Annotated in this window: 13 protein-coding genes; 10 read left to right on the top strand and 3 right to left on the bottom strand. The window is 50.8% G+C overall.

Annotated features, from left to right (window positions below; all coding sequences use genetic code 11):
• The first annotated feature begins 1 nt into the window (after window position 1).
• The 3 genes from AC6B99_RS05685 to AC6B99_RS05675 are packed head-to-tail and all read left to right on the top strand — an operon-like array spanning window position 2 to window position 3,654.
• On the top strand, window positions 2-1,057 hold the full coding sequence (locus AC6B99_RS05685; protein WP_496662958.1) for an NAD(P)-dependent alcohol dehydrogenase: 1,056 nt from the start codon (window positions 2-4) through the stop codon (window positions 1,055-1,057).
• 52 nt (window positions 1,058-1,109) lie between these two features.
• Window positions 1,110-2,909, top strand: coding sequence for a sensor histidine kinase (locus AC6B99_RS05680; protein ID WP_496662957.1), 1,800 nt, complete (start codon window positions 1,110-1,112; stop codon window positions 2,907-2,909).
• On the top strand, window positions 2,884-3,654 hold the full coding sequence (locus AC6B99_RS05675; RefSeq protein ID WP_494862654.1) for a response regulator: 771 nt from the start codon (window positions 2,884-2,886) through the stop codon (window positions 3,652-3,654). Before AC6B99_RS05680 ends, AC6B99_RS05675 begins: the two co-directional genes overlap by 26 nt.
• 74 nt (window positions 3,655-3,728) lie before the next feature.
• On the opposite strand, the gene AC6B99_RS05670 is transcribed toward AC6B99_RS05675, so the two are convergent.
• The 3 genes from AC6B99_RS05670 to AC6B99_RS05660 all read right to left on the bottom strand — a co-directional run bounded on the left by AC6B99_RS05670 (window position 3,729) and on the right by AC6B99_RS05660 (window position 7,131).
• Entirely contained in the window at window positions 3,729-4,583 is an 855-nt protein-coding gene (locus AC6B99_RS05670; RefSeq protein WP_496662956.1) for an alpha/beta fold hydrolase, read from the bottom strand.
• Window positions 4,584-4,874: 291 nt separating this feature from the next.
• The gene (locus AC6B99_RS05665; RefSeq protein ID WP_056033460.1) at window positions 4,875-5,495 is read right to left on the bottom strand and encodes a TetR/AcrR family transcriptional regulator; all 621 of its coding nucleotides are present in this window, start codon (window positions 5,493-5,495) and stop codon (window positions 4,875-4,877) included.
• Window positions 5,496-5,667: 172 nt separating this feature from the next.
• Window positions 5,668-7,131: a DHA2 family efflux MFS transporter permease subunit gene (locus tag AC6B99_RS05660; protein WP_056033463.1), complete on the bottom strand. Its 1,464-nt coding sequence runs from the start codon at window positions 7,129-7,131 to the stop codon at window positions 5,668-5,670.
• Window positions 7,132-7,416: 285 nt separating this feature from the next.
• On the opposite strand from AC6B99_RS05660, the gene AC6B99_RS05655 reads away from it, so the two are divergent.
• The 7 genes from AC6B99_RS05655 to AC6B99_RS05625 all read left to right on the top strand — a co-directional run bounded on the left by AC6B99_RS05655 (window position 7,417) and on the right by AC6B99_RS05625 (window position 18,669).
• Window positions 7,417-8,307, top strand: a complete 891-nt coding sequence (locus AC6B99_RS05655) for an ABC transporter permease subunit (RefSeq protein ID WP_494862647.1) — start codon at window positions 7,417-7,419, stop codon at window positions 8,305-8,307.
• A 15-nt stretch (window positions 8,308-8,322) separates the two neighbouring features.
• A complete protein-coding gene (locus tag AC6B99_RS05650; protein WP_496662955.1) occupies window positions 8,323-9,159 on the top strand; it encodes a carbohydrate ABC transporter permease in 837 nt (278 codons plus the stop codon).
• Window positions 9,160-9,191: 32 nt separating this feature from the next.
• Window positions 9,192-10,964 carry a sensor histidine kinase gene (locus AC6B99_RS05645; RefSeq protein ID WP_496662954.1) on the top strand — a complete coding sequence of 591 codons (1,773 nt, stop codon included), beginning with the start codon at window positions 9,192-9,194 and terminating at the stop codon, window positions 10,962-10,964.
• Window positions 10,961-12,586, top strand: coding sequence for a helix-turn-helix domain-containing protein (locus tag AC6B99_RS05640; RefSeq protein WP_494882062.1), 1,626 nt, complete (start codon window positions 10,961-10,963; stop codon window positions 12,584-12,586). Before AC6B99_RS05645 ends, AC6B99_RS05640 begins: the two co-directional genes overlap by 4 nt.
• Before the next feature lie 143 nt (window positions 12,587-12,729).
• Complete coding sequence (locus AC6B99_RS05635) at window positions 12,730-14,145, top strand: ABC transporter substrate-binding protein (RefSeq protein WP_056033475.1); 1,416 nt, start codon at window positions 12,730-12,732, stop codon at window positions 14,143-14,145.
• Between the two features lie 77 nt (window positions 14,146-14,222).
• A complete protein-coding gene (locus tag AC6B99_RS05630) occupies window positions 14,223-16,241 on the top strand; it encodes a heparinase II/III family protein (RefSeq protein ID WP_496662953.1) in 2,019 nt (672 codons plus the stop codon).
• Window positions 16,242-16,260: 19 nt separating this feature from the next.
• Entirely contained in the window at window positions 16,261-18,669 is a 2,409-nt protein-coding gene (locus tag AC6B99_RS05625) for a hypothetical protein (RefSeq protein ID WP_496662952.1), read from the top strand.

Raw genomic sequence — 18,669 nt, 5'->3', positions numbered from 1 at the left:
GATGATGAGCATAAACGTAATGGATGCAGCCGTAATGAACAAACCGCTGGATATCGAGATTCAAAAAGTACCCGTTCCGACGCCGAAAGACGATGAGGCGCTCGTCAAAGTATATTGCATTGGCGTATGCGGCTCGGACGTTCATTATTATGAGCACGGAAGAATTGGCCGCTACGTCGTAGAAAAACCGATTATTCTCGGCCATGAGCTGGCTGGCGAGGTCGTTGCTGTCGGCGCACGCGTATCCAATGTCGCGATTGGCGACCGGGTAGCGGTAGAGCCGGGCGTAGCCTGCGGACGCTGTGAATATTGCAAGTCGGGCCGTTACAATTTGTGCCCGGACGTTGTGTTCATGGCAACGCCGCCGGTTGACGGCGCATGGGCTGAGTATGTAGCGGTACGCAGCGATTTCCTATTCAAGCTGCCGGGTGAAATCAGCTTTGAGCAGGGCGCGCTTCTGGAGCCGTTGTCCGTAGGCCTTCACGCGATGAATCGCGCAAAGGTTACTCCGGCAGACCGTCTGCTCGTAACCGGGCTTGGCCCGATCGGCCTGCTTGCCATTCAGGCAGCAAAGGTATTTGGCGTTAGTGAAATTTATGCGACGGACGTTGTGCCCTTCCGCCAGGAGCTGGCGAAGGAAATGGGCGTTACGGCGGTTATTGATCCGATGAAGGAGGATGTGCAGGCGCGCATTGCCGAATTGACCGGCGGAAAAGGCGTTACCGTTATCGTTGAGACATCGGGGAACGGACGGGCGATCGCCGATGCGGTTCGCACCGTCAAGCGCGGCGGACGCATTGTGCTTGTCGGTATGCCGGCAGCCTCCGAAATTCCGGTTGATGTGAACGCGATCATCGATGCAGAGGTAGATGTGCTCGGATTGTTCCGTTATGCGAACACCTACCCGGGCGCCATTCAAGCACTCAGCCAGTCCAGCGTGGACATCGAGAAGGTCATTACCCATAAATATGCGCTGCGGGATACGAAGGAAGCGGTAGAAATGGCCCGCACGCAGAAGGACACGAGTATAAAAATCATGATCTATCCTAATAAATAATCGTATGCGGACAAAGCCTATCCTTTCATGAACTTTCGAGAGGATAGGTTTTGTGCAAGTTTTACTGGAGGAAGACGAAGTGGGCTATTTCAAAAAAATAGGGCTGGATCAGACGAGAGGCCAAATTTTTGTCAGCTTTATTTTGACCATGTCCATTGTCCTGCTCATTACGGTAAGCAGCCTCTATGTGCTGCTGTCCAAGGTGCAGCGGGAAAATGCGGCACTGTACATTGACGAGATTGCGCTGCAAGCAAGCGGGAGGCTGGAATCGCAGCTTAACGAGGTTAACGTTCTGACGCTGCAGCTCGCCATGGATGACCGGATACAAGAAGCGCTCGGCCTCGAGAAGCAGGGGCACTTGGCGGTTTATGACGAACGAATGAAGCTGAGGAGGCTGCTCATCGAGAAGACGGCCTACTCAGATACGATAAAGGATATTGAGCTTTACAGCTTGTCTCGCAGCCTCTACCCCATCGTGGAGAAGAGCATCGCAGAGCGGGTAGAGGAGCGTTATTTAAAGCAGGCGGATGAAATTCATCAGGCCGGAGCCATTATATGGATCGGACGTGATCCGGACAATCCGGCATATTTGCTGGCTGTCAGGCAGGTCAAGCTGGAGAAAGAGAAATATGCGAAGGGCGGCTATTTGCTCATCCGGCTTAAGCCTTCGATTATTGAGCTGGCCACTACGGACAAGGCGAAGGATAAAGGCCGGGTGATGCGTCTTCTTGACGAGAACAATAACAGCATGAACGTGGGGGAAGACAGCGGCCTGCTTCTGTCTGTCGGCGCACTTGAAGGGGAGAGCGGCGATTATGTAACGGTAGAGCGGGCGATACGGTCGACAGGCTGGAAGCTGCAAATTATGATTCCCAAGCAAACGCTGACCGCCGACATTTACTTTTTGCGTGATGTGCTGCTGTGGGCGAGCGTGCTGAGCATCTTCGTATTTGCCCTGCTGTCTTATTATTTGTCCAAGTTTATTACCTCGCCGATCCGAAGCCTGACGCGCATCATTCAGGGCGGCAAGCACGGCAGTCCGCGGGAAAATCCCGACCAGTATTTCAACCGCGAGGTTAATCAGCTGAATATGACGTATAACCAGATGGTTAAGCAGATTAATTATTTGATTAAATCCGTATACGAGATTGAAATTGTGAAGAGCAAAAGTGAAATTAAAGCGCTTCATTCCCAAATCAATCCGCATTTTCTATTCAATACGCTCGATTCGCTCTACTGGGATCATATCCGCAAAGGAGAGCAGGAGCTGGCGCAAACCGTCATTCAGCTGGCTGATTTGTTCCGGTATACGATTCATTCAAGCACCCAGGACGGATTTGTCACCATCGATGAGGAGCTGGAGCAGGTCAAGCGGTATGGCGATATTATGAAAATGCGCTGGCGCGACAGGCTCGCCATTGAAATCGACTGCGAGCAGCAGCTCGGCAGCGTGCGAATTCCCAAGCTCGCGATTCAGCCGCTGGTTGAAAATGCTATTGTGCATGGCATAGAGCCTATGGAGCATGGCGGCACGATCAAGCTGCGCGTAAGGGAGGAAGCGGGCGTCATTTCCTTTACGGTGCACGATAATGGCATTGGCATAGACCCGGACCAGCTGCATCAAATAAGAGAACGCTTACAGAATGATTTGAGCATTGCCTTTGTTACGGGCAAAAACGGGATCGGCCTGTTCAATGTATGCAAGCTGATCCAGCTTCATTACGGCAAGCAATACGGCTTAACCATTGATAGCGCGCCGGGCGCCGGGACGACGATCGTATTGAAAATTCCGCTAAAGCCCGAGCCGGAGAGGGGAGCTTCTGACGATGAATCACAGCATATTGGTCGTTGATGATGAATACAACTCGCGCATGGGGGTGGCCTTCACTCTGGAGCAGTGGGGGGAGGACAAGGTGCAGGTCGATATGGCCGACAATGGAAAGCAGGCGATCCGTCTGCTTCGGGAGAAGCCGTATGATCTGCTCATAACTGATATTCGGATGCCGATCATGACGGGCATCGAGCTGCTTGAGGCGCTGCGCGGCGAGCAGAATGGCATAAATACGATTTTGCTCACTGGCTTTGCAGAATTTGAGTATGCCCAGAAAGGGCTGAAGCTTGGCGCCGTCGATTATTTGCTGAAGCCGATTCGGCAGGAGCAGCTCATTCAGGCGGTCGGAAAAGCGTTTCAATCCAAGTCGGAGGAAGCGGCAAACGGGCTTTCCTATGGCGTGCCATCGACCAATGCTTATATTCTTAGTGCCGTTAAGTATATCCATGAAAGTATCGGCATGCCTTTGTCCATCAAGGAGGTCGCCCAGCATGTCCATCTGAATCCGAGCTATCTCAGCGTGTTATTCAAGGAGGAGACGGGCGTAAGCTTCAGTGACTATGTCATCCGGCTGCGGATGAAGCGGGCCAAGGAGCTGCTTTATCATTCTCCGCTCAGCCTGGATGGCATTTCAGAGCAAATCGGCCTGCAGACGGCGAGCTATTTTATTCGGATTTTCAAAAAATATGAAGGCATTACGCCGAAGCAGTACCGAGAGCAGCTTAAGCTGATGGCAGCTCACGGGAGCCAAGGGCCGTTGTCTTAGCTTCTAAAAGCTGCCCGAACAGCCCTCTTCCTTCTTATTCCGACTGTCTTAAGGAAGAAGAAGGAAGAGGGCTGTTATTGATTTTCAGCTAAAAAGGCAATCTGCTTACGATCAAATTCGGCAGCGTGCTTGCCTATCCAGATCAGGTGGCCCCATGCATCCAGCATAAAAGCTTCAGAATGTACAATATGGGCTTCGGCATACTCAGCATGGCTGGGAGCAACGCAGCGATCATTTTTGCTATGCATAATTAGTGTATGAGCTTTAATGGAACGTAACTCTCTCGTATAATTTTTCTGGGTTTGCTCGAGATCAATAAGAAAGCCTTTATATGAACGCTGTCTGTTGTTCATTTCGCGAAATAATTCTACAGCAAGATTATCCAGTCTGGCATACGCCTCAGCTTGTGTTAGGGTAGAAAAGGAAGAAAGCAGCATTCTAAACGTGAGCCGCGGCAGAAGATTATTCATCCTAGCTAGGATGAGCCAAGTTCCTTTTTCCACCCCGGGTTTGAAAATCAGCCTTCCAATGCGATAGGCTGTATCGTTTGAAGAGAACCAGGGCTTGGTGATTGCACATTGCAAGGTCAGGCTTGCCACTCGTTTAGGAAATTGCGCACAAAAAAGGATGCCTGTCGGCCCACCCGCTGAAACGGCAATAACATGTGCTTTTGCAATATGCAGGTGATCCAGCAGAGCCAAGTATAGCTCACAGGCTTGCTGCAGCTCGGCAACAGGGGAGGTCTGACTATAGCCTGCTCGGGAGGGGGTGATAATGGAATACCCTGAAGCGACAAGGTTCTGGTAGCCGAACTCTTCATAGCAGTTGGAGTGCCCGCCATGAAAAAGCAGCAGCGGCGTACCTTCGCCCACAATGGAGTATTCAAGCACATATTCACCTACTTGTATGGTGCTCACTTGGCGATCCATGACGTCCCATCCTTCCCAGCTGCTGCTCGTAATTTGTAACGGTGCACACGGATTTTTTTCGCAGCACAGAAGATCACCTCTATTGTTAAAAGTAATGCCCTGCCCAGCCGTTTTTCATGTAGAGCTTCGGCGGGTTCTAACGGAACAAGGACATAAAATACAATAAGCTCATATAAACCATCTTATATAACAGAAAGAGGGTGTCCACGGCCATTTAGGCCGATAGGACACCCTCTTATTTGATAATAAGGATATACGTACATTTCTTAGCTGGGCTGGCGAAGGAGCAAATCAATTGCCGTCCTTGCCCGCCTCTGGCGCTTCTATAAACATTGGCTCAATAAAAGTCGCTCTATATTGCTCAGAAATAAATTCCTTACTGTAGCCCTGTTCTGCGAAATGGGCCATCAGCTCTGGTGAAAATGAGGAAATGAGCAGGGATGCGGCGATGGTTGGCAAAATTTGCGGTCGCAGCTGCCCTGCTGCTGCGGCTTCCTCCAACAGTCCGCTGACCGTCGCATGCATGAAGGTATATGGCTCAGCTAGGAACCAGTCTTGGTTGTTCTTCTCTTCGGCGCAAATAGCGGAAAGAATAGGACGTATATATTCACGCAGCTCAAGAGAAAAGAACAGCAGGCTTTGTATAAAGGCCGAAAGGCGTATGACGACGGGCTGCGCGGCTTTTTCCGTTAGGTCCCGCATCGTATTCGCCATGAACTGCTCGAATTGGCTATCCAAAACGGACATGCACAGCGCGCCCTTGTTTGGAAAACGCCGATAAAGCGTGCCCTGACCGATGCCTGCCTTTTTCGCAATTTGGTGCATATTGACCGCTTCAACGCCATGCTCGTTAAAAAGCTGGCGGGCCTTCTCGATAATATCCCGGCCCACCTCATCCATTTCAAAATTCAACTAGCTTTCACTTCCTTTATGCTCACTGCGAAGCCGCTCCGAGGGAGCAACACAAAACCGACTTTCTAGGAAAAATGCTTCGGAGGGGAATAACAAAAAAACGAAAAGGCCCGTTTTTTTGTTATTCCTGGGTCGTAAATTAAAACTGAAAACCCCAGTTTTAATTTACTCCCTAAGCCGCTCTTTTCTCCTCCACATCAGGTGCTTTGGTGCGCCGGATGAACAAGCCAAGCCCAAAGGCGATGAAGGCAATAATAAGCCCAACCAGAAACGCGCTGTGCATGCCGGATACGAAGCCTTTGACCTGCTCAAGCGGAGAGCCCGGATCAGTGGAGCTTTCCAAATATTTTTTTGTGCCGGATGACATAATGCTGATGAATAAAGCAGTACCGATTGCGCCGGCAACCTGCTGCAAAGTATTCAAAATTGCTGTGCCATGCGGGTACAGCTTGCGCGGCAGCTGATTGAGCGCTGTCGTCTGCGCAGGCATCATCACCATGGAAACGCCGATTAGCAGCACAACATGGATAAAGATAATATAACCTATACTTGTCAGCTCGTCGATGCCGTTAAACATCCATACCGCTGCCGCTGTAATAGCGAGCCCCGGAATGACGAGCACCCGTGGTCCAAACTTGTCGAACAGCACGCCGGAAACCGGAGCCATCAGGCCGTTGATAATACCGCCCGGAAGCAAAATAAGTCCGGCAGCCAGAGCGGTTTTGCCAAGCGCGTTTTGCAGGAAAAGCGGCAGCAAAATCATCGTGGAAAACAGCGTCATCATCATCACCAGCATGAGCAAGGCGACAAGGCTGAACATCGGATATTTAAAGGCGCGCAAATCCAGCAGCGGCTGGCTCGACATGAGCTGCTTCACAATGAACAGCAGCAAGGCGATTGCGCCGACGACGATAGACCAAATGACGATGGAACTGCCCCAGCCATCCTCACCTGCTTTACTAAAGCCGTAAATCAGACCGCCAAAGCCGATGGATGACAATAAAATCGATACCAGGTCAACCTTTGGACGAGTGATATCCGAAACATTTTTCAAATAAACCGCCGCAAACACAATGGAGAAAACGGCGAGCGGAATAACTAAGAAAAACAACCAGCGCCAATTGAAGGATTCAATAATAAGCCCCGACAGCGTCGGACCGATAGCTGGCGCGCTCATAATAACGAGGCCGATCATGCCCATGGCGCCGCCACGTTTTTCCGGCGGGAAAATAACCAAAATCGTATTCATCATGACCGGAAGCATTAAGCCGGTGCCAAGCGCCTGAATGACGCGGCCGACAAGCAGCATCGGGAAGACGGTTGCCGTGCCGCAGACGACGGTTCCGACAAGAAATAAAATCATCGCCGACAAAAACATTTGCCGGGTGGTAAACCATTGCTGAAGCAGTGCCGTAATCGGAACCAAAATGCCGACTACGAGCAAATATGCCGTCGACAACCATTGAATAGTCGCGTAGCTAATATCAAACTCCTTCATTAAATCGGGGAAAGCAATATTAAGCAGGGTTTCGTTCAGTATTGCGACAAATGCGCCTATAATAAGTGCCGCTACAATAGGTCCTCTTTTTATTCCACTCAAATCCTTGGGTGCTGTATCTAGACTTCCTGTGTTCAAAATCGTTCCTCCTCATGCCTTTCGTTTGTGTGCCAATGCTGCTAACGCTCTAAAATCAGTATGTCCCCGCTCCTGCTGGTTCACTCAGCCTCCATTCAGGCAGCCTATGCCGCTCCTTACTTGCGGACAATTGTCCGCACTGCTGAAAACCATTTTAGCGGACAATTGTCCGCAAGTCAACAACGACAATAGTCGTTTCGTCCCCCCAGCATCATTGATTGCCCCATCCCGTATGAAAGGCGCCATCCTATACAATGAAGCTACAAAAGAAGGGGAGATGACGGCATGCATAAAAATCGAATCGGGGCGTATTTGTTCAGCTTTCCAAGCTTTTTTCTAACCATAGCGCTCGGCATTTATCCGGTTGTATGGGCGCTTCGATATATGTTTTTTGATTATCAAGGGTTTGGGACACCGAAGTTTATCGGACTTGAGAACTTTGCGCGAGTGGGAAGGGATGCTGAATTTTGGCACTCCGTTCTGAATACTTTCATCTATGCGGGTGGAAAATTAATTATTACGCTGCCGCTATCGCTCATATTGGCGGTTATATTGAATCGGAAGCTGCGGGGACGGCATGCGTTTCGGGCGATTTTTTTCCTGCCAACGATTTTCAGCGCCTCTGTCATGTCCATCGTTTTCTATATTGTGTTTAACTCCTACAACGGCATTATTAATCAGTATTTAATGAAGCTGAACATCGTATCCGCTCCAGTGGACTGGCTGGGCGCTGCACATGCCATGACGACGATCGTCATTATTGCGGTGTGGGGAGCAGTCGGCAACTATATGCTGCTATTTATCGCCGGTCTTCAGAACATTCCAGAGGATGTGTATGAAGCGGCATCGCTGGATGGCGTAAACCCGGTGCAGCGGATGTGGTACATTACGATTCCAATGCTCGGTCCTGTTTTGCAAATGATTATTATGCTTGCGATTACAACGTCGCTTAAAGGCTACGAGAGCATTATGGTATTGACGGAGGGCGGTCCTTTCGGCAAAACCGAGGTTATGTATTTATACCTGTACAAACTGTTCTTCCCGCTGACGACGTCTGGCACGTCCGTGCAAAATATTGGCTACGGCAGCGCGGTCGGCTTTACAACGGCTGTTATTGTCGGTATCGTCACATGGCTGTATTTCTGGATGTCGAAAAAGCTTAATAACGTTTATTAAAAAGGGGGAACGATTATGACCATTCGTAAAATAGTACTTCGTACACCAGTATGGCTGCTTCTTCTTGTTACGGCAGCACTGATGCTTTTTCCAATCGTAATCGCGCTATTCGGCTCCTTCAAGACGAATCTGGAGCTGACAACGGGAGCGACGTTTCTCCCTTCTACCTGGCAGTTTAAAAACTATTTGCAGGCGTGGAATCAAGCTGATTTCTCCGCTTATACCTTCAATAGCTTATATGTAGCTGTGTTCGCTACGGTCGGCACTTTGCTCGTATCTTCCATGGCTGCTTATGCGGTCGATCGCGTTGCTTTCAGAGGAAAGAAACTGTTTATTCTGCTTCAATCCTTCACTTTGTTTATTTCGATCGGTGCGGTTGTGCTGCGTCCGCAATTTGATTTAATGGTATCCATTGGTTTGCAGAAATCGCTGTGGGGCGTCATAATTATTCTAATTAGTGCGCATGCAACAGCCTTTTTTATGGTAATCGGCTTTTTCCGCGGCATTCCGCGGGAGCTGGATGAAGCGGCGCTCATTGATGGCTGTAATTTCTACACCACCTTCTGGCTCATTATTTTACCGCTCCTGCGCCCAGCGCTGGCTGTCGTATCGCTATTCACCTTCCGTAATGCATGGAATGAATATATATTGCCGCTCGTCTTTTCCCTTTCGCGTCCTGATCTACAAACCTTGCCCGTGGGACTTGCGAACTTGCGCTACGGGGCGGGAGCCGCAGTTGAAAATCAACTAATGCTCGCCGGCGCATGTATTTCGATTTTACCTATGCTCATCGTATATATTTTCGCTAACCGTTCATTTATGCAAGTTACGGCTGGCTCGGTTAAAGGCTAACAAACTCCATATGCATTGAGGCGATGAACAACATGAAACGTATATTTCGAAAAATGTCGCTAAAAAGACGTCTGTGGGTTTCGTTCGTATTATTGACCGTCGTTTGTATATCCGTCACGGGAACTTATGTTTCCGTGTTTTTTTCTCGTGAAATGGAATCTCAGGCAACGAAGACGAGCCAGGATACGCTCAATAAGTCGGCGAGGGTGCTCGATGAGCGCCTGAAAAATATCGTTGTGCTTGTCTCCACCCTCATGATGGGCGAGCCCTTCCAGCGCACGCTGAAGGATGTGCAGTCGAGCAGCAAGAAGGAATATTATAATCGGCTGTCTGAGCTGCAAACGCCTTTTGCCCAGCTGATGCTGGCTGAGCAGTCGATTGACTCGGTGCTGGTGCATACGCCAATCGGGGATTTTTATCCAACGGGGAATCGGCGCAGCCCGAAAAGCGATTTTGAGAGCACGATTATTAATCAGAAAATAACGGATACGCAGGAAAAATGGAGCAAGCTATGGGTGCCGGGACATGCCGATGAGCTGTTCAGCCGGAAAAGCTCCGTTATTACCTTAATTATTAAACCGTTTTTCGATATCCAGCTGCCGGGTGTGTATGTCATTGTCAACATCCGTGAGGATCACCTGCTGGATTTGATTCAGGCGGATATGCAGAGCGCCAGCCTCAGCCAGCTTGTGGTTGACCGTACGGGGAAAAACGTTCTTGCTTCCACTGAGGGCATGCCGCAAAGCAATCAGCAAATTTATGAGCGTGTCGGTTCCAGCGCAAGAGGGAACTTCGAATATACAAGCCAGAGCGGGGAAGCTTATCTGCTCAATTACGCGGCGCTAGGGATGAATCCCGACTGGATATTGCTTGGCTATCAGTCCAAGTCGGAGCTGCTGAAGCCTGTTCAGCGCATGAACTGGACGATTCTAACGATTATGGGCGGCTGCGTCTTGCTCGCGCTGGTTATGTCCAGCATGCTGTCGGAGCTGCTGCTTAAGCCGCTGTTCAAACTGCGCAATCTTATGGTGAAGGTGGAGCAGAATAAGCTGGACGTCAGGTTCGAGAGCGTATTTGAGGATGAAATCAGCCAGGTCGGCCACAAGTTCAACCGGATGCTGGAGCAAATCGGCGAATTAATCGAAGAGGTGAAAGCATCCGAGCAGGACAAGCGCAAATCAGAAATCAAAGCGCTGCAGGCGCAAATTGATCCCCATTTTTTATACAACACGTTGAATACGATTTATTGGAAAAGCGAGATGGAGGAGCAGCAGGCGGTCAGCGGCATGATCGTTTCGCTATCGCTGCTGTTCCGGCTGGGCCTGAACAATGGCCGGGAAATTACGACGCTGCGGCAGGAGCTGGAGCATGTGGCGCAATATTTGAGTTTGCAGCAAATGTGCTATCCGGATTTGTTTAGGTACAGCATACAGACGGTCGATGAGAAGCTGCTGGATACGCCCGTGCTCAAAATTTTACTGCAGCCGCTAGTGGAAAATTCGATTTTGCACGGTTTTCAGGAGCTGCCTCATGAAGGGGTTATCCGCATTGAGGTGGAAGCCGATGCTGCCAAGAGCTTGCTCATGCTAACCGTTACAGACAATGGTACTGGGATGGAGGCCGAGCGTGTGGAGAAAATGCTGAATGGTCCGGAAGTGGAGCGGACGAGCTACGCACTGGCGAACGTACGAACAAGACTATCCCTGTATTACGGATATAAAGCTTCCATGGAGCTTGAAAGCGAGCCTGGCGTGCAGACTTCTGTTAAGCTAATTATTCCCATTCAAGAGGTGATAAGCGAATGAGCGAAATTACGATGTGCATTATAGACGATGTAAAGACGGTCATCGATGGCATAGTGACCAAAATCCCTTGGGGGGAGCATGGCATCAAAATTGTAGGAACGGCCGCAAATGGCCATGATGGCTTGCAGCTTATTAAAGTGAAGCATCCGCATATTGTGCTGACCGACATTCGGATGCCGATGCGCAGCGGCATTGATATGGTCCGTGAGATGAAGGAAAGCGGAGAACCGGAGGCTAAGGTTATTTTTTTCAGCGGCTTTACCGATTTCACCTATGCCCAGGAATCGGTTCGGCTTGGGGCATTCGATTATTTGGTCAAGCCGTTTACGACGCAGCAAATTGTCGAGGTCGTGCTGCGCGCTAAAGCGAAGATTGAAACGCAGCGCCTGGAGCAGCTGGACCGGATGACGCTGGAGCGCAAAGTAAGGGAAAGCCTGCCTTATTTGCGCCAGGAGTATTTTCGGCTGCTGATCCGGCATGATGAGCTGCCCGAGCGGGCCTATGACAAATGGGAGTTTCTCAGCATCGATATGGATACCCGACGTTTCGTTGCAATGTCTGTGCAGATTGAGGGGCTAATGGACGAGCATTCCCCGCTGTCCGTGCGGGAAGTGGAGCTAACCCGCTTCGCTGTGCAAAACATTATGGAGGAAACGATTAAAAAACAGGCGAAAGGTGTCGTTTTTCGGGAGCATCTGGGCCAATTTGTCATATTGCTGAATCCGAATGAGGAAGAGGAAATGCTGGCGCTGGCAGAAGCGTGCCGGGACAATGTGAATCGCTATGCCAAGCGGGACATTTCCATTGGCGTCGGAAGCTGCGTGGAAGGAATCAGCGAAATCGCCCTTTCCTATAATCAGGCGAAAACAGCGCTCAGCTATCAGTTTTATTCCGGCAGCGGCTGTGTTATTTCGTATAGCGATATTGAACGGCAAAATCATATTTCACCGCATTATTCCGCAGACAAGGAAGTGGAGCTGCTTTATTGCTTGCGCTCAGGCAACCGGGAAGGGACGGAGAAGCTGCTGGTGAGCATTGCCGAGGAATGCCTGCGTTATCCGACGCCGCCTGATCCCGATGTGATGACGAATTTGTTTTATGGACTGGCCTTCTCCATTTACCGTGTCATAGCGGAGAAGGCGGATAGCAAGCAGCGCATGTGGCTTGATGAACGGCTGAGCGTCATTAAGAAAGGCCGGTATTCATCCACCTCCGAGCTGATTAAAGATGTGAAGGAATTAGGACTGACTGGCTGCGACTGGCTCCAGAAGCGCCAAAAAAACAATGTCGGCCAGCTCATCCATCAAGCTATGAATTATGTGGGCGGACGGCTCGGCACCGATTTGACGGTACAGGAATGCGCGAATGTCGTGCATCTGAGCCCGAGCTATTTTTCCAATTTGTTTAAAAAAGAGACTGGGATGACGTTTATGCAATACGTCACTTCTGCACGGATGGACAAGGCGAAGGAGCTGCTGCTGGAAGGCATGCAGGTGCAGGATATTACGTATGAGCTAGGTTATCGGGATCGTCCATATTTCACCGAGCTGTTCAAAAAACATACGGGGCTGACGCCTACGGAATTCCGCAGCAAATATGAAAGCTCGGAGCCGGAAGCGTAATCATAGTGATTTTGCCCTCCCAGAATCGTGTTTTTGTCCTTCATGGGCAAGAGTGCAACGGTGCTACAATGAGGTCAGCAGGAGGGGCTGGGTGGTAGACACCGCTTGAACGCCGCTTGCCAAACAAAGGGGAGGTACGACAGATGAAAAAAAGATTCGCAACGAAACGCTCGTTTTTGCTTTGCAGCTTGCTTGTAATGGCTTTAATGCTGGGGGCATGCTCGACGGGTAACGGAACGAACGCCGCACCAGAAGCAAGCGCTGGCACAAACGGTGCAAGCAGCGCAGCAAAGACGAAAATTTCCTATTGGACAATAGATCGTCATGACATGGATTATATGCAGGAGCAGGTAGACAAATATAACGCAACGAATACAGATAACATTGAAGTAGAAATGAAGGTTATGGCGGATAACTACAATCAGGCGGTTGAGGTTGCGTTTGCGAGCAATCAGGCTCCGGATATTTTCCGCAGCGGAGACTTCCAAACTTATGTGAACAAAGGCTATTTTGCTCCACTTGATACGCTGCTTAGCAAAGAGTTTCTGGCGAAATTCGACGGTTTGCTGGTAGAGGATGTATATACAAAAGACGGACATGTGTATACGCTTCCAAACACGGGCCAATTTTGGCGCCTGCTGTACAATGTAGACCTGCTCAAAAAAGCGGGTTACACAGAGCCTCCTAAGACGCTCGACGAAATGGTAGAAATCGCGAAAAAAGTGACAGAGCAAGGCAAGGCTGAAGGCGTATACGGCTTCGCTAGCAATTTCAAAAATGGCTCCGGCTTTACGCGTCCGGCTTTTGCATCGGGCTCGCTAAGCTCAGAGACAAGCCATGAGGGCTTTAACTACCAAACCGGTGAATTCGACTTCGGCATGTACGCCGACATTGCAAAAGCGCTGCACCAAATGAAAACAGATGGCAGCATGATCCCAGGCGCTGAATCGCTGGATATTGATCCGCTTCGCGCACAGTTTGCCCAAGGTAAAATCGCGATGTATGTGAACCACTCCAGCGAGCCAGCTGTTTACACTTCGCAATTCCCGACGGAAATCAATTGGTCATCGACGCTTGTACCGACTAAAGATGGTCAAATCAACGGTGTAACATGGGTTAATGCAGGCGGTTATATCGGAATCAACGCACAATCGGACAAGCAGGCAGCAGCTGTGAAGTTCTTAGAATACTTGTATAACACGGAGCTTCGTACGGAATATCAAGAGAAAGGTCTTGGACTATCCGTTCTGCCTTACGTCAATGAAGCGGCAGGCAAGCCAGAGCTGAAAGGCATCGAAGGCTTCCTTCCAACGAAATATGATGGCATCTATCCAGCAACTCCGATTTCGGTTACCGAAACGAAGCTGGAAGGCAAAAAAGCAAGCGACGTATTTATTGAATATATTTTGACCAGCAATCAGGACTTGGATGCTGCGATTAAGGATTTGAATACGAGATACAACAAAGCGCTAGCAGCGGCTCGTACGGAAGGGCTGACTAATATTCAGGCTAATCCGTCGTTCAGCGCCAAGAGCCTGCAAGGCTCGCTCGGCCAGTAGCCGTATAGCTGAAGGAAAAGAGAGGCTGCCTGCGGGCAGCCTCTGCTTTTATGGATGGGAGAGGAGCGAGTGCTTAAATGGATCATTTGTATTTTAGGCCGAAGCAGAGAAGCGAGTGGGGAGCAAGCTTTCAGCAGCATTTTCCCAAGCAGGCGGCCGCTGCAATGGCTCAGGCAGATCGTTGGTGCGAGAATAAGCCTATTATTTGGAAAGGTTTTGAAATCGATCTGGGCCAGCCTATTAATTGGCTTTACAACCCAACTGGAGACAAGGAATTTACTTGGGGCATTAACCGCTTTAAGCATCTTCGCTCCTTAGGCACCGCCTATGCGTGCACCGGAGACGAGAAATATGCGGCTAAAGCGCTGGAGCATATTTTAGGCTGGATCGATACGCAGCCATGCCCGCGGAATTTGCCGGCAGAGGAGCTGACCTATTTTCAAAGGCCCGGCCCGTGGCGCCTGCTGGAAACTGGACTTAGGCTGCGCCAATGGATATATGCCTATCATTTTTTCGATCAATCGGAAAGCTGGAATGCTGAAGCGAAGCAGCGGTTCCTCCAATCGGTAAAAGAGCATGCTTGGTTTCTCTCCACCTACAAAGCGAGCATTGAAATCAATCATTCGATTATGCATATGATTGGGCTGCTGGGCGCGGGGCTGACCTTTGTGACGTGGGAGGAAAGCGCGGAATGGCGCAGCACCGCGATGAAGCGGCTGGAGGAATGCATACGCGTGCAGGTGCTGCAGGGTGGCGTCCATTCGGAGCTTACGCCGCACTACCATATGGTATCGCTGGAGCTGTTCGTCGATTGTGCCGTTATGGCGAAAAAGCGCGGGCTTGCGTTCTCAGGCGAATACGAGCGCATTGTAGCCGGCATGACGCGTTTCGCAAGCCTGATGATCAGACAGGACGGCAGCATGGCGCCGTTTGCCGATTCCTTCGCGAACCAGCCGCCCGATTTGAATGCGGCGGCGCTGTATTATGATCGTCCAGGACTGCTGCTGGAAGATCAGCTGTATGAGCAGTTTTGGACGGTCGGCCCTGAGGCCATCGACCGCCTGCTGGCAGCGGTAGCTAAGACGCTAGAAACGACAGCAAAGTCGCCAGAAGCAACAGCAAAGTCGCCAGATGCGGCAGTATCGCGGGCGGCTTCAACGGCAGGCGAAGCAGAAGCGACGAGCTCCTATGCGGAGGAGCGGCTGCCGTTTGCATTCCCGGCGGCAGGCTATTACGGGCTTGGCAATACGGAGCAGCAGCTCATTTTCGATGCAGCTGCGCTTGGAGGCCCTCATGGCCATGCCGATGCGTTGTCCTTCGAATGGTGCGCCTATGGCGAAGCGCTGTTCGTCGATCCGGGCACGTACACGTATATGGAAAATCCATGGCGCCGTTATTTCAAAAGCACATCTGCCCATAATACCGTTCTTGTGGACGGGCAGGATCAGACGCCTTATTTGCGCACCCAAAGATGGGGCGTGCCGGAGGCATCCGTTTCCTTAATCGCTTGGGAGCCGGATCAGCAAATGATTTGCGCAGAGCATGACGGATATGCTTCCCGCGGCGTTGCGCATAGGCGCTCCCTATGGTTTCTGGATAGCGGAGAATGGGTCATTTATGACCGCCTGACGGGTACTGGCGAGCATACGTATCAGCACCGGCTGCACACTAGGCTGCTGGAGTGGGAGACACACAAACGGGCAGCAGGCAGCGCTGCTGCAGCTAATGAAACAGGCTCCAATGTTGAGCCTGCCTGCTACTATGCCAAAGGCAGCGGCTTGACCAATGGAGTAGAAGCTGCTGCCGCTTCGCCGCTCGCCTGCGAGCTGCTCGTATTTGGACCGCCAGAGTTGGAGCTTGATGTGGAGGATAGCTGGGAATCCGTGCACCAAATGAAGATGCAGCCGCTGAAGGTGCTTCAGGGCTTGCTGACAACGGAAAATGAAGGTGCATGGTTTATTACCGTGATGAAGCCATCACTTGGCACGCAGCAGTTGGCGATCTCTGAATGGAGCGTCGCCATGGACGAGCAGGGCCGCCCTGTTCTGAGCTTAAACCGTGACGGGCGTCTTACCGTGTTCGCAATGCCTGAATGAATCGATTGGAGTGAAGCATGTGGATAAGCAAAACGGATTTATTACTCATTATCTAACTTCAGGACTGCGTTTGAGTGATTTTATATCGGACAAATCCGATAAAAACCAAATACGCTACGAGCAATATTTGCGCTCGATTGTCGCGGACAGGGAGCTTCCAGCGCCAGCGGGATCAGAAGCCATCCAAATCGGCGCTGAGAGCGAGCTGGGGCTGCCTTGGGAATATCTTTACCCGTGCAGCGGCTTCGTTAATTTCAGCCAGTTTTCGTTTACGCCCCAAAAAGTAGAGCTGCTCGCCGCTACCGTGCTTGTGGCGGAAGAAGACCTTGTCGTCTTGGCAAATCTATGGACTTATACGGCGATTGAAGTATGGCTTAATGGAGAGAAGGTAAGCTCCGTTGCCGTGCCGGTGTATAAGCCGATTAATAAGCAGGAAATACAGCTGCCTTTGCGCAAAGGCAGCAACACGATGGTCATCCGCATGCAAAATTTGGCAGTGCGTGATACGCGGAACATATTCGGCATCCAACTATTGGAGCATTTGGACCAGATTTCGGTGACGCTGCCGGATGCGGAGCAGGCCGAGCCATTTCTTGCGCTGGACCGCTTTTTGTCGGGCATTACGCTGAAGGGCAATGAGCTTTGCTTCCCGGCGGAAGCGCCTTGCAGCATCTATCTGGCATATGGAGAAGAAGTAAATGACAGCCTGATCGCCGAGGACATTAGCGGCAAGCGCAGCGTGAAGCTTGACGAGGGTGCGCCAATGGCAATCGTATATGGTGAAATCGGACAAAGAAAGCTGGTTCGCAAAATCGAGCTGCTGCAAAACAAAAAGCCGGTTTATCGCAAAGGAGCGGCAGCGGCCGAGGTTAAAGGCGCCATGTTCGAGGAGATTGCCGCCATAGGCACGGAGAAGGCGTTTCAACCGCTGCGTTTTGGTTTATTTTATGTGCTGGCGCGCTGGAACTTGGGACAACCCGGTGTTAATGATGAACAGCATATTCTGCACGCGCTTGGACAAATTGAGCGGCGCGAGGATTGCTCGGACTTTATCCTCGCGGGCCTGCTTCGCTTCATGCAGCAGCAAGAGCTTCCGGCCCATTTAACGGAAAGAACCAAGCAGGCGATTTTGGACTACCGCTTCTGGATGACGGAGAACGGCTCAGATGGCATGTGCTTCTGGAGCGAAAATCACGCGCTGATGTTCTATATTTGCGCTTATATGGCAGGCCGCGAGTACCCGGATCAGCTATTCACAAGATCGGGCCGTACGGGTGTTCAGGCAAGCAATGTGGCGCTCGGCAAAATCCGCGAGTGGCTGGATGATGTCGAGGAATATGGCTTTGAGGAGTTTCTCAGCGCGGATTACATGTGCGTGACGCTAGGTGCGCTCCTAAATGTCGTCGATTATATGGAGGAAGAGGAGTCTGCTCGGGCAAGCCGGTTAATTGACGAGATGCTGAAATCCTTCGCTTATCATACGTTCCGTGGTTCAATCGTCGCACCGCAAGCGCGTATTTACCGCTCCGTCATTTTGCCATTCACCCAGTCGGCCCAGTCTTTAATTCATCTGTTAAATCCGGATACGCCTATGGGCAACAGCGAATGGATCGTTTTTCTGATGAACAGCAAATACGTGATGCCGCAGCATTTCACAAGCCTGATGGATGAATCCTTGGAGCTGGAGTACCAGACCGGGAACGCATGGGTGAAGCTCAACAAGCAGCCTGATTATATGCTGACCTCGGTTCAATCACCGAGATATGATGCCAGCCCGTCCTTCTGGCAAAATATTAGCTTTGACGAGTCCGTTGACATTGAATCGGGCCATTATGTTAAATCGTTTAATGAGCGTTTTCACGGCACATCGCGTTTCGAGCCGGGCGTGTACGGGTATCAGCAGCATATGTGGTATGCGGCGCTGGACAACGATACGGTGCTGTATACGAACCATCCGGGAGAGCTGGCTGACGATGGCGGCATGCGGCCGGGTTATTGGTATGGCAATGGCATCATGCCAGCGGTCAAGCAGCAGGGCAGCGCGCTCGGCGCGATTTATGAAATCGGGGAAGAGCATCCGGTCGCGTTTACGCATCTCTTTTTCCCAGAGGCGAAGTTTGATGATTTCGTCCAGGACGGACATTGGCTGTTTGGGCAAAAAGGCAGCGGCTATGCCGCGATCTGGTGCAGTGAGCCGATGGTTCCCCATCATGATCGCCTATTCCATTGCGAATACCGGGCATACAGCCGCAAAAATGCGTATTTCTGCAAGCTGGGCTCGGAGCAGGAGTTCGGCAGCTGGGATCAGTTTAAGGCGGAATGCTACCGGCTTGCTCCTGCCTTCGATTGTTCGGCGCTCAAGCTGACCGCAGCGGATGATTATGAGCTGAGCTTCGTCCGCAGCAGCAACAAGTCGCAATATGTCTAA

This window comes from Paenibacillus liaoningensis (assembly GCF_059609455.1).
This window is presented reverse-complemented; position numbering and strand designations above follow the sequence as displayed.

What these genes read in the sequence shown, in the direction of transcription:
- AC6B99_RS05655 (WP_494862647.1), top strand. Translation starts at nt 7,417, where the DNA reads ATGCATAAAAATCGAATCGGGGCGTATTTGTTCAGCTTTCCAAGCTTT.
- AC6B99_RS05650 (WP_496662955.1), top strand. Translation starts at nt 8,323, where the DNA reads ATGACCATTCGTAAAATAGTACTTCGTACACCAGTATGGCTGCTTCTT.
- AC6B99_RS05675 (WP_494862654.1), top strand. Translation starts at nt 2,884, where the DNA reads ATGAATCACAGCATATTGGTCGTTGATGATGAATACAACTCGCGCATG.
- AC6B99_RS05645 (WP_496662954.1), top strand. Translation starts at nt 9,192, where the DNA reads ATGAAACGTATATTTCGAAAAATGTCGCTAAAAAGACGTCTGTGGGTT.
- AC6B99_RS05685 (WP_496662958.1), top strand. Translation starts at nt 2, where the DNA reads ATGATGAGCATAAACGTAATGGATGCAGCCGTAATGAACAAACCGCTG.
- AC6B99_RS05640 (WP_494882062.1), top strand. Translation starts at nt 10,961, where the DNA reads ATGAGCGAAATTACGATGTGCATTATAGACGATGTAAAGACGGTCATC.
- AC6B99_RS05670 (WP_496662956.1), bottom strand. Translation starts at nt 4,583, where the DNA reads ATGGATCGCCAAGTGAGCACCATACAAGTAGGTGAATATGTGCTTGAA.
- AC6B99_RS05635 (WP_056033475.1), top strand. Translation starts at nt 12,730, where the DNA reads ATGAAAAAAAGATTCGCAACGAAACGCTCGTTTTTGCTTTGCAGCTTG.
- AC6B99_RS05630 (WP_496662953.1), top strand. Translation starts at nt 14,223, where the DNA reads ATGGATCATTTGTATTTTAGGCCGAAGCAGAGAAGCGAGTGGGGAGCA.